This is a genomic window from Neisseria sp. P0001.S005 (genome assembly GCF_051963715.1).
Map to the genome: position 1 here is coordinate 1 of NZ_JBQCTZ010000114.1, position 11,194 is coordinate 11,194.

The following is an 11,194-nucleotide window of genomic DNA, read 5'->3' on the forward strand; positions in this document are numbered from 1 at the left end:
CTGTCTGCTTCGTTTTCTTCACCGCGTCAGCAGCGAAGAACCGAACTATACGCCTACCAACAAAACCAGTCAACACCCAATTTCAAAAAAATTAAAATTTTTTCACAACTATCTGTATTTAAATAATTTAAAATTTATTGGATTTTATCATTCGATAGATAAAACAGATATTCTATAGATAAATAGTCCTGCGGCTTTGCTCTTATTTGCCACATTCAACCACTCTACACCTCTATATTACTGGCGCTTTAGCCCTATCTACTCTTACAATCTCTACTTTCTCCAATAAAACAATCATAAATTTTAGAATAGTGCCTATTATGAGTAACGAAAAGATTCAACAAAAATTTGAACAAGCATATCACTCTTTCATCGAAGAGGAAAATTACGAGGAAGCCCTTAAACGTGCCGAAATTCTTTGTCTTCTCAACCCCCAATCTGTCGAATTTCATCATAAAGTTGCTTATGCCTATCTAAAGCAATTGAAATGGGAAAAAGCCATTGAGTCCGAAATGAAAACATTGGAGCTGGATAGCGCCTATATCCCTGCTTTGGATTTACTTGCACATGCTTACGGCGCTCTAGATAACTGGGAAAAAACCGGGTTTTACGGTCATCAGGCTTTGGTTCTAAAAGATAAAGCCATCCCAGACCTAGAACATGAAATCATTCCAACACCAGCTCCAAAAAACGGCAAACGGATTATCTCCTTTTCTTTATTTGGCAATAATTCTAAATATATTGAGCCTGCCGTATTAAATACCCAGCTTGCGCCTGTGCTTTTCCCCGGTTGGACATGTCGTTTTTATGTCGACGATTCTGTATCAGCTGAAGATATTCAACGATTTAGAAATAACGGTGCCGAAGTGATTAAGGTTGGCGCACCGTTGGACAACTGGCCGGGTACGATGTGGCGCTTTCTTGCCATCAATGATCCCGAGGTTGAATACGTTATTTTCCGTGATGCAGATTCTATTATTTGCTATCGTGATGCTGCAGCCGTATCCGAATGGATAAAAAGTGGCACCCTATTCCACACTATTCGCGACTCAGGCTCGCATACTGCCCTGATTCTTGCGGGCATGTGGGGCGCTAAAGCGGGTGCAGTCCCAGATATGCAGGAAAGAATTCAGAACTTTGTCGATGAGGGCTATCCTTCCAGACATTTTGCCGACCAAGATTTTCTAGAAAAAGAATTGTGGGCCTATATCCGTCAGAATCTGTTTGCACATGACAGATTATTTGATTTCTGTAATGCACACGAAATTCCCGGCGAGTTCTACTCTAATTATCAAATCGCTTTCAGCGAAGGAGTCACCAGCTTTAACGCAACGACTGATTATGAAGACGGCAGTCTGGCAAGATGGACGCTGTACTCCAGTGCTTCGCCTTTGGTCAATCCGGACTACTCGCTCAATGTTGTTCCTGAATTTAAAGTCTGCAGTTATGTGACTGAAGTGAAAAACGGAGCGGTTTCAGCATTCTTACCAAAGAGATATGGTAATGCGATTAAAGCAAAACTAGCCAGAATCAACATCGAACAAATCTAATTTGATTTGATTCCTATATATCTCATTTAATGAACCCGTTATTTATGAGCAAACACATTCTCCTCGGCATTACCGGCGGTATTGCGGCGTATAAATCTTGTGAACTGGTCAGACTGCTGAAAAAGCAAGGACATTCTGTATCAGTGGTGATGACGGATTCTGCGACAGAATTTATCTCCCCGCTGACTTTCCAAGCTTTAACCGGCAATCCTGTTTTATCGGATACCTATTCAGGTGCCTCCAATAATGGCATGGCGCACATCAATCTGACGCGAGAAGCCGACGCATTTCTTATTGCGCCTGCAACTGCCAATACGATTGCCAAAATTGCCAACGGATTGGCTGATAATCTACTGACCAACTTGGTAGCAGCCAGGAAATGCCCTTTGGCCGTTGCGCCTGCAATGAATGTTGAAATGTGGAGCAACCCTGCCAACCTGCGCAATATTGAGCAGCTGGTTTCAGACGGCATTACCGTGCTTTACCCAAACAGCGGCGAACAGGCTTGCGGCGAAACAGGTACAGGCAGAATGGTCGAAGCGGTCGATCTGGCAGATTTGTTAGAGGATTTATGGACACCCAAGCTATTGAGCGGCAAAAAAGTTCTGATTACAGCTGGCGCAACATTTGAAGCCATCGATCCTGTCCGCGGCATTACCAATATTTCCAGCGGACAAATGGGCATGGCTTTAGCGCGTGCGTGCCGTGCTGCCGGAGCGAAAGTCACGCTGATTTACGGTCAAATTCAGACGGCCTTGCCCGCAGGCTTAACTCATTCTGAACAGGCTGTCAGCGCAGAAGCCATGTATCAGGCAGTTCGCCGCCATATCCATGAGCAGGATGTCTTTATTTCCGTTGCAGCCGTTGCAGACTATAAAGTCAAAAACAGCAGCAACGAGAAACTGAAGAAAAACGGCAATCAGCCCCCAGTTATCGAACTGACAGAAAATACGGACATTCTCGCCTCCGTTGCCGCCCTGCCTTCTCCACCATTCTGCGTCGGCTTTGCAGCGGAAAGCCATCAGGTCTTGGAATTTGCTCGTGCAAAACGTTTGCGCAAAAACGTACCGATGCTGGTGGCTAACCAAGTTTCCGTTTCCATGGGTAAGCCAACCAATCAAATCACCATTATTGATGACCTTGCTGAAACCTCATTTCCGGAAACATCGAAACGCCAAGCAGCAGATGAAATCGTCAAACGCCTAGCTGAATTATTGGCTTAATCAAACAAAAGGCCGTCTGAGAATTTTTCAGACGGCCTTTTGTTTAAACACATTAAATCACAAACCCAATTCGCGTAGGAAACGAATATCGTCTGCCCAACCGGATTTCACTTTCACCCAAATCTTCAAGAAGACTTTGGTATCAAACAATTTTTCCATATCAAGGCGGGCTTCAGTAGAAATTTTCTTCAATTTCTCCCCACCCTTGCCAATCAAAATCGCCTTTTGGCTGTCTTTATCGACCAACACCGCGATATAAATGCGGAACAGTCCGCTTTCCTCTTCCTCAAACTGCTCCACTTCAACATTCATCGCATACGGCAACTCTTCGCCCAAATAGCGGAACAATTTTTCGCGCACAATTTCCATCGCCAGGAATCGGCTGGATTTGTCCGTCACCATATCTTCCGGATACATCGGGATACTTTCCGGCAGATAAGGCTTGAGCAATTCCAGCAGATTGGCAATACGCAGGCCATGTTTCGCGCTGACTGCCTCGCTGGCAGCAAATTCAAACTCTTGGCGTACTTCATTGATAAAAGCTTCAAGCGCAAATTTATCTTTGGCTTTATCTTTATCGATTTTATTGACTACCAATACCACAGGCGTATGCTTAGGCAACTGCTTCAACACCACGCGGTCGGCATCGGTAAAGCGCATGGCTTCCACCACAAAAACCACCACATCCACGCCGCTCAACGCTTCGGTTACGTTTTGATTAAGACGGTCATTCAAGGCATTGCGGTGATTGGTTTGAAAACCCGGCGTATCGACAAACACAAATTGCGCCGTATCGTCGGTGTAAATACCGGTGACACGGTTGCGCGTGGTTTGTGCTTTTTTACTGGTAATACTGATTTTCTGACCGATTAAATGGTTCATCAGCGTGGATTTGCCGACATTAGGACGACCCACGATGGCCACAAAGCCGCAACGATAATCCGTCGGGTGTTGTGACTCGTTTTGCAAAAAGGTTTCGATATCCATTTATATATGACTTTCTTTATTGTTTCAGACGGCCTTTGCATTTTCTCAAAGGCCGTCTGAAGTATTATTTTTTAGCTTTTTTCAAAGGAAACTTCTGTTCCAACCATTCTAAGGCTTCACATGCCGCTTTTTGCTCGGCCACTTTTCGACTGCTGCCGCGTGCATTGCAGATGAAACCGAGTTCGCCCAAATCACAGGAAATCACAAACATCGCATCAGCCGTCTGCTCCGCCTGCTCTTCGATTCGGTATTTTGGCAGGGCAAAGCGGCGTGCCTGCAAGGCTTCCTGCAAAGCGGTTTTACTGTCTTTCTTGCCGATATTCAAATCCGCACGTTTCACGCGTTCCGCAAACAAATGGCGAACCACTTTTTCCGCCGCAGAAAAATCAGCATCAAAGCTGACCGCCGCAAACATCGCCTCCATTGCGTCTGCTAAAATCGAAGGCCGTCTGAAACCGCCGCTCTTCAACTCGCCGGCACCCAAATACAAACCGTCGCCGACATTCATTTCCAACGCAATTTCAGCCAATACGCCTTCATTTACCAAAGCCGCGCGCATCCGCGACAACTCGCCTTCCGACAATTTCGGAAACGCGTCAAACAACATCCGTGCCACGGAATAGTTCAAAATCGAATCGCCGACAAATTCAAAACGCTCATTGTGTTTGGCATTATAGCTGCGGTGGGTCAAAGCCTGCTGAAGCAGCTCCATATTGCGGAACTCATAGCCCAGACGCTTTTGAATCGCTCGATGCGCCTGCTGTTTGAGCAAATCAGGTTTCATTCCATACTTTCAAAAAAACAGCCGGAAAACACGCCTCATCCGCAGTGAAACAAAATAAAAAGGCTACACCGGCAACTTTTTTATTTTGGCTCATTGTTTCTTGCGTCCCTCAAGCCAATAAACAATCAAAAGCCGTCATGTTCAAACCTGACGGCACTTGCCGACATTGTACCATCAAACCGCCCCTGCACACATCCGTGCGGAAAAGCGGCGAATCGTGTAAAATCATGCCAAATCATCTCTTTGTCAACCTCATGAACAAATTTGCCCAAGCATTGGCCGCAGCGCTCGACCGCTGCATCGTCACCAACACCGTCGCCGAACAAGGCGAGCCCGTCGGCTTCCTCTACCGCGAAGCCCCCGTATTTGAAAACGACAGCGGCTGGCGTATTTTCAGCGGCGACGAAACCGACGAATACACCGACAATCCCGACAATTTCAGCATTGTCAGCCTCTCTGCCATTACCGCAGACAATCCCGACATCGCGCCCCTGCTGACTCAAGCAGAAGGCAGCGCGTGGGAATTGAACGAAGACGGCGAGTTCCAAGCCGTTGCCGATTGGCAGCCGCAAGAATAACCCATCCCTATTTCGTTTCAGACGACCTACTTTATAACAAGGCCGTCTGAAACCGAGCCGAATCCCTATTTCACAAATACTGAAGGAATCATCATGAACATTATCGAACCACGCCTCGATGGCACCAACCTGCGCATCGGCATCGTTCAAGCCCGCTTCACCAACGAAATCGGCAGCGAAATGGTCAAAGTATGCTGCCGCACCTTGAAAGAATTGGGCGTATCCGAAGACAACATCACGCTTGCCACCGTCCCTGGCGCGCTTGAAGTGCCTATCGCGCTGATGAACCTCGCTTCATCCGAACAATTCGATGCCCTGATTGCCATCGGCGTTGTCATTCGTGGAGAAACCTACCACTTTGAATTGGTATCTAATGAGTCCGGCGCAGGTGTCAGCCGCGTTGCCCTCGACTACAACATCCCTATCGCCAACGCCATCCTGACGACTGAAAACGACGAACAAGCCGTTGCGCGTATCGAAGAAAAAGCCTCCGATGCCGCCAAAGTTGCCGTAGAATGTGCCAACTTGGTCAACCATCTTTTGTCAGAACAATACGAAGACGACGAAGAATAAGCTTCTCCCCGTATTGAATACCGCATATTTTCAGACGGCCTCTCAATCATGACATTGAGGCCGTCTGAATCATTCAATATTCAGCCGACAACCATCGGCACTCTCTTCACAAGGAATACCCATGAAAAGCCCACGCCGCCGCGCACGCGAGCTTGCCGTACAAGCTATTTATCAAGCAGGCATCAACAAAACCGCCGCTCCCGAAATTGCCAAAAACATCCACGAACTGTCCCAAACATCCAATATGGATGAAGAACTGTTCAACAAATTGTTTTTCGGCGCACAAACCCATGCCGAAGAATACATGGAAAAAATCAGCCCCCTGCTCGACCGCGACGAAAAAGACCTCAGCCCTATCGAACGCGCCGTTTTGCTGGTTGCCTGCCATGAGCTGAGCACCATGCCTGAAACCCCATACCCCGTCATCATCAATGAAGCCATCGAAGTTACCAAAACTTTCGGCGGCACCGATGGCCATAAATTCGTCAACGGCATCCTCGACCAACTGGCTTCACGCATCCGCCCTGACGAACCGCGCCGCAAAGGCTAAGCTGGGCTTCACATCAGGTCGAGATTACCGATCTTTACCCTGTTTAGGCTAATGTGCTTATACAGCCAAACCATCAAAAAGGCCGTCTGAAATTCAGACGGCCTTTTATACTTCGATTTATTCTGATTTTGGCATTTCATAACCGGGACAGTTTTGCTTGTCGCTGCTTGCCCAGATGATACCGCTGTCGTTGTAAAAAACGGTACAAGTTTCATCGGCATTGGTTTCTTTATTGGGTACAGCCTTCAAAATATAACCTGAATCGGAAGGATTAGGCATAGAAGCCGCACCTTCGGAAAAACTAATATCGAAATATTGATTTTGCTGCAAATTTTCGGCAGGAAAATCCTTAAAAGTACTTTTTTGAGTATAGTAGCGTTCAAGTTGTTGGGCATTATGCAGCATCTGTGTGCGGACGGCGGCAAGGCGCGTTTGGCGGATGTAGTTTTGATAAGACGGATATGCAATGGTAGCGAGAATGGCTGCAATCAAAACGACTATCAGCAGCTCGATAAGCGTGAAGCCTTGTTGGTGTTTCATTTTATTTGTGTCGTGAATAATTGGAATGAGACATGAATATTATAGTCGTTTTCTTGCGGCTTAAATGTTCAGATTCGGAGGAAGTTTGGGAATTTATGTAAACGAGGTACAAGTTCTGAAAAATATTTTCATCCTTTTATTTTTTATTTCAATAAGTTAAACTTCAATTTAAGCCGACTGTCTCTTGGTTGGCCTTGGTCTTTACAGTAAAATCCAGTTGTTTTTTTGTCTCCAACATACATTTATTGCTTGTCTGCAACGTTATTTTATTGAATTGGTTCCTTTTATATGTCTAAAGTTTTCAAGTGGGCGGCCGGTACGGCTGTTGTAGTAGCAGCGGCTTTCGGCGGCTGGTCTTTGATGAAGCCTGAGCCTCAGTCTTCTTTTATTACGGAAGTGGTCAAACGCGGCGATATCCGTCAAACCGTGTCGGCAACCGGCGAAATCTCACCTTCCAATTTGGTATCCGTAGGCGCGGAAGCTTCAGGTCAGATTAAAAAACTGTATGTGAAACTGGGCCAACAAGTGAAAAAAGGCGATCTGATTGCGGAAATCGACTCAACCAATCAGATCAATACCTTAAATACCGAAAAATCCAAACTGGAAACCTATCAGGCAAAATTGGTTTCTGCCGAAATCGCGCTTTCCAGTGCGGAGAAAAAATATAAACGCGAACTTGCCTTATGGAAAGAACAGGCAACTTCCAAGGAAGACTTGGAATCTGCACAAGACTCTTTAGCCGCAGCTAAAGCGAATGTCGCCGAACTGAAGGCCTCCATCAAACAATCAAAAATCTCGATTAATACAGCTGAATCCGAACTGGGCCACACGCGGATTACCGCCACCATGGACGGCACCGTGGTCGCCATTCCTGTTGAAGAAGGCCAATCTGTCAATGCGGCGCAATCTACGCCGACCATTATCCAGCTGGCCAATCTGGAAACCATGTTAAACAAAATGCAGATTGCCGAAGGCGACATCACGAAAGTCAAAGCCGGTCAGGATATTTCGTTCACCATTTTGTCCGAACCGGACACCCCGATTAAAGCGAAATTGGACAGCGTCGACCCCGGCCTGACCACCATGTCTTTGGGCAACTACACCAGCAGCACGGACACGACTTCCAATGCAATTTACTACTATGCCCGCGCACTTGTACCGAATCCCGAAGGCAAACTTTCTATCGGCATGACCACTCAAAACACGATCGAAATCAACGGTGTGAAGAATGTTTTACTGGTACCGACGCTGACCGTGAAAAAGCATAACGGCAAATCCTATGTCAGCATTTTGGGCGCAGACAATAAAGCGGTAGAACGCGAAGTGACCGTCGGCTTGAAAGACAGCATGAATACCGAAATCAAAAGCGGCTTGAAAGAAGGCGAAAAAGTGATCGTTTCTGAAATGAGCGCAGATGAAAAGAATAAGAGCAGCGAACGCGCGATGATGGGTGGCGGCCCTCCTCGCTGATTGATTAAGGCCGTCTGAAAGGTGTGTCTGTGCTTCAGACGGCCTTAGTTCCTGTATTTCTATTTTTCGCCCGGAAAGATTATGAGTTTAATCGAATGTAAGAATATCAACCGTTTTTTCGGTAGCGGTGAAAACCGTGTGCACGTATTGAAAGATGTCAGCCTTTCTATTGAGAAAGGCGACTTTGTGGCGATTATCGGCCAATCCGGCTCGGGCAAATCGACGCTGATGAATATCTTGGGCTGTCTGGATACCGCCACTTCCGGCTCTTATCAAATCGACGGCATCGAAACATCGCAAATGCAGCCGGATGAGCTGGCGGCTTTGCGCCGTGAGCGTTTCGGCTTTATTTTCCAGCGTTACAACCTGTTAAGCTCGTTGACCGCCCGGGACAACGTCGCCCTGCCTGCCGTGTATATGGGCATGGACAGCAAAGAGCGCGCGGAACGTGCGGAAAAACTGTTGGGCGATTTGGGCTTGCAAAATAAAGAAGGCAACAAACCCAGCGAACTTTCCGGCGGTCAGCAACAACGCGTTTCGATTGCCCGCGCGTTGATGAACGGCGGCGAAATCATCTTTGCCGATGAGCCGACCGGCGCATTGGATACCGCTAGCGGTAAAAACGTGATGGAAATCATCCACAAGCTGCACGAAGACGGGCATACCGTGATTATGGTTACCCACGATCCGGGCATTGCGGCAAACGCAAACCGCGTCATCGAAATCCGCGACGGTCAGATTATTTCGGATACGTCTAAAAATCCCGATATTCCGCCAAGCAAAGTGGAGAGGATTAAAGAAAAAGCTTCCTGGTCGTTTTATTACGATCAATTTATGGAAGCATTCAAAATGTCGGTACAGGCGATTATGGCGCACAAAATGCGTTCGCTGCTGACCATGCTGGGGATTATCATCGGTATTGCTTCGGTGGTATCGGTAGTGGCCTTGGGTAATGGCTCGCAACAAAAAATCTTGGAAGACATCAACTCGATGGGCACAAACACCATCAGTATCTTCCCCGGCCGTGGTTTTGGTGACCGCCGCAGCGGACGAATCAAGACACTGACGATTAATGACGCAAAAGCCATCAGCCAACAAAGCTACGTCGCCTCTGCCACCCCTCAAACCAACTCCAGCGGCACCTTAACCTACCGCAACACCGACCTGACCGCCTCACTTTACGGCGTAGGCGAACAATATTTCGACGTGCGCGGTTTGAAATTGGAAGAAGGCCGTCTGTTTGATGATGACGATGTAAAAACCGATGCCCAAGTCGTCGTTATCGACCAAAACACCAAAACCAAACTCTTCGGCGAAGGTGTCAATCCTTTAGGCAAAACCATCCTTTTCAAAAAACGTCCGCTAACCGTCATCGGCATTATGAAAAAGGATGACAACTCGTTTGGTAATTCCGACTCGCTGATGCTTTGGTCACCTTATACAACGGTCATGCACCAAATTACCGGTGAGAGCCATACCAACTCCATTGTTGTCAAAATCAAAGACGATGCCAACACACAGGTTGCCGAAAAAAGCCTGACCGAGCTGCTGAAAGCACGCCACGGTACAGAAGACTTCTTTATGAACAACAGCGACAGCATCAAAGAAATGGTTGAAAGCACGACCGGCACCATGACGCTGCTGATTTCTTCCATCGCGGTCATCTCTTTGGTGGTCGGCGGTATCGGCGTGATGAACATCATGCTGGTCTCCGTTACCGAGCGCACCAAAGAAATCGGCGTCCGCATGGCAATCGGCGCACGCCGCAACAATATTTTGCAACAGTTTCTGATTGAGGCCGTCTTAATTTGTATCATCGGCGGCCTATCAGGCGTATTGTTGTCTGCAAGCATCAGCCTGGTGTTCAACTACTTTGTCACCGACTTCCCGATGAGCATTTCCATGACTTCCGTCATCGGCGCAGTTGTCTGCTCCACCGCCATCGGCGTCGCATTCGGCTTTATGCCTGCCAACAAGGCTTCCAAGCTCAACCCGATTGATGCGCTGGCTCAGGATTGATTATGTTTCAGACGGTCTATTATTTTAGGGCCGTCTGAAATGCTGTTACCCGAAAGATTTTTTATGAAGATGAAACCTTTTTCCCAAGCAGCCTTATCATTGGCTGTTGCCCTTGCCCTAAGTGCGTGCGCCGCACCTAAAGCCAATCCGAACCTGACGCTGGCAGCAACCGGCCAAGTCATGAGCGCGGCCGAAACTGCCGAACGCTACGATGTAAACGGCAACTGGTGGGAAATCTACCAAAGCCCGCAGCTCAACGCGCTGATGGAGCAGGCGCTGGCGAATAATGTCGATTTGAAACAGGCGGCCATCAGCGTCAACAAAGCTTTGTATCAAGCCAATATTTTGGGTGCGGATTTGGTGCCTTCGTTCAGCGGCTCGTTGGGCGCGAATGCTTCTAAAAACCTGAAAACCGGCAGCCACGGCAATACCTTCAGCAGCCAGCTTGGTTTGAGCTACGAATTGGATTTGTGGCGCAAACTCAGTGCCACTGCCGATGCGCAGGTATGGGAATACCAAGCCACGCATGAAGACATGGCCAACACACGCCTGACTTTGATTAATAATGTCGCCGATGCGTATTTCAATATCGCCTATCTGAACGAAGCCATCGAGTTGGCGCAAAAATCGCTGAAGCAATATCAGGAAATCAACCGCATTGCGAATGCTAAGTTCCGCTACGGCCGGGCCGACTCCAGCCAGCCGACCCAAGCCAAACAGTCATTGCTGAGTGCGGAAAACAGCCTGTTGTCTTTGCAAAACAATTTGGATACGCAAAAACAGGTCTTGCGTAATTTGTTGAATTTAAGGCCGTCTGAAAACATGGCCGCCGATCCGGCACAGTTCCGCCTGTTGCCTGTCAAAGGCGTGAACTTGGACGTACCGATTACCGTTTTGGCCAACCGCCCCGACCTGCGCGC

The 11,194-nt window shown here is 47.7% G+C and carries 11 protein-coding genes; 8 read left to right on the forward strand and 3 right to left on the reverse strand.

The annotated features are described in order from the left end of the window. Positions 1 to 320 precede the first annotated feature (320 nt). The gene (locus ACTHSP_RS13080) at positions 321 to 1,550 is read left to right on the forward strand and encodes a hypothetical protein (protein WP_314512656.1); all 1,230 of its coding nucleotides are present in this window, start codon (positions 321 to 323) and stop codon (positions 1,548 to 1,550) included. A 44-nt stretch (positions 1,551 to 1,594) separates the two neighbouring features. Further along, positions 1,595 to 2,773, forward strand: a complete 1,179-nt coding sequence (coaBC, locus tag ACTHSP_RS13085) for a bifunctional phosphopantothenoylcysteine decarboxylase/phosphopantothenate--cysteine ligase CoaBC (protein ID WP_440346244.1) — start codon at positions 1,595 to 1,597, stop codon at positions 2,771 to 2,773. Between the two features lie 57 nt (positions 2,774 to 2,830). On the opposite strand, the gene era is transcribed toward coaBC, so the two are convergent. Both era and rnc read right to left on the reverse strand, forming a co-directional pair. Continuing rightward, positions 2,831 to 3,760 carry a GTPase Era gene (era, locus tag ACTHSP_RS13090; RefSeq protein WP_036493257.1) on the reverse strand — a complete coding sequence of 310 codons (930 nt, stop codon included), beginning with the start codon at positions 3,758 to 3,760 and terminating at the stop codon, positions 2,831 to 2,833. 64 nt (positions 3,761 to 3,824) lie between these two features. Continuing rightward, complete coding sequence (gene rnc / locus ACTHSP_RS13095; protein WP_003683027.1) at positions 3,825 to 4,544, reverse strand: ribonuclease III; 720 nt, start codon at positions 4,542 to 4,544, stop codon at positions 3,825 to 3,827. Positions 4,545 to 4,798: 254 nt separating this feature from the next. Between rnc and ACTHSP_RS13100 the strand changes: the two genes are divergently transcribed. The 3 genes from ACTHSP_RS13100 to nusB all read left to right on the forward strand — a co-directional run bounded on the left by ACTHSP_RS13100 (position 4,799) and on the right by nusB (position 6,245). Next, entirely contained in the window at positions 4,799 to 5,122 is a 324-nt protein-coding gene (locus ACTHSP_RS13100) for a DUF2185 domain-containing protein (protein ID WP_003748560.1), read from the forward strand. 93 nt (positions 5,123 to 5,215) lie between these two features. Then, complete coding sequence (gene ribH / locus ACTHSP_RS13105; RefSeq protein WP_036493252.1) at positions 5,216 to 5,695, forward strand: 6,7-dimethyl-8-ribityllumazine synthase; 480 nt, start codon at positions 5,216 to 5,218, stop codon at positions 5,693 to 5,695. A gap of 121 nt (positions 5,696 to 5,816) precedes the next feature. Next, a complete protein-coding gene (gene nusB, locus ACTHSP_RS13110) occupies positions 5,817 to 6,245 on the forward strand; it encodes a transcription antitermination factor NusB (protein ID WP_049350952.1) in 429 nt (142 codons plus the stop codon). A gap of 117 nt (positions 6,246 to 6,362) precedes the next feature. Here the strand turns inward: nusB and ACTHSP_RS13115 are convergent, their stop codons facing one another. Further along, a complete protein-coding gene (locus tag ACTHSP_RS13115; protein ID WP_314512662.1) occupies positions 6,363 to 6,785 on the reverse strand; it encodes a type IV pilin protein in 423 nt (140 codons plus the stop codon). A gap of 288 nt (positions 6,786 to 7,073) precedes the next feature. On the opposite strand from ACTHSP_RS13115, the gene ACTHSP_RS13120 reads away from it, so the two are divergent. The 3 genes from ACTHSP_RS13120 to ACTHSP_RS13130 all read left to right on the forward strand — a co-directional run. Next, entirely contained in the window at positions 7,074 to 8,255 is a 1,182-nt protein-coding gene (locus ACTHSP_RS13120; RefSeq protein WP_314512664.1) for an efflux RND transporter periplasmic adaptor subunit, read from the forward strand. An 81-nt stretch (positions 8,256 to 8,336) separates the two neighbouring features. Next, positions 8,337 to 10,274 carry a MacB family efflux pump subunit gene (locus ACTHSP_RS13125; protein ID WP_314460018.1) on the forward strand — a complete coding sequence of 646 codons (1,938 nt, stop codon included), beginning with the start codon at positions 8,337 to 8,339 and terminating at the stop codon, positions 10,272 to 10,274. A gap of 63 nt (positions 10,275 to 10,337) precedes the next feature. Then, positions 10,338 to 11,194, forward strand: an 857-nt coding sequence (locus ACTHSP_RS13130; protein WP_440346245.1) for a TolC family protein, incomplete at its 3' end; no start/stop codon positions are given.

What these genes read in the sequence shown, in the direction of transcription:
- ACTHSP_RS13080 (WP_314512656.1), top strand. Translation starts at nt 321, where the DNA reads ATGAGTAACGAAAAGATTCAACAAAAATTTGAACAAGCATATCACTCT.
- coaBC (WP_440346244.1), top strand. Translation starts at nt 1,595, where the DNA reads ATGAGCAAACACATTCTCCTCGGCATTACCGGCGGTATTGCGGCGTAT.
- era (WP_036493257.1), bottom strand. Translation starts at nt 3,760, where the DNA reads ATGGATATCGAAACCTTTTTGCAAAACGAGTCACAACACCCGACGGAT.
- rnc (WP_003683027.1), bottom strand. Translation starts at nt 4,544, where the DNA reads ATGAAACCTGATTTGCTCAAACAGCAGGCGCATCGAGCGATTCAAAAG.
- ACTHSP_RS13100 (WP_003748560.1), top strand. Translation starts at nt 4,799, where the DNA reads ATGAACAAATTTGCCCAAGCATTGGCCGCAGCGCTCGACCGCTGCATC.
- ribH (WP_036493252.1), top strand. Translation starts at nt 5,216, where the DNA reads ATGAACATTATCGAACCACGCCTCGATGGCACCAACCTGCGCATCGGC.
- nusB (WP_049350952.1), top strand. Translation starts at nt 5,817, where the DNA reads ATGAAAAGCCCACGCCGCCGCGCACGCGAGCTTGCCGTACAAGCTATT.
- ACTHSP_RS13115 (WP_314512662.1), bottom strand. Translation starts at nt 6,785, where the DNA reads ATGAAACACCAACAAGGCTTCACGCTTATCGAGCTGCTGATAGTCGTT.
- ACTHSP_RS13120 (WP_314512664.1), top strand. Translation starts at nt 7,074, where the DNA reads ATGTCTAAAGTTTTCAAGTGGGCGGCCGGTACGGCTGTTGTAGTAGCA.
- ACTHSP_RS13125 (WP_314460018.1), top strand. Translation starts at nt 8,337, where the DNA reads ATGAGTTTAATCGAATGTAAGAATATCAACCGTTTTTTCGGTAGCGGT.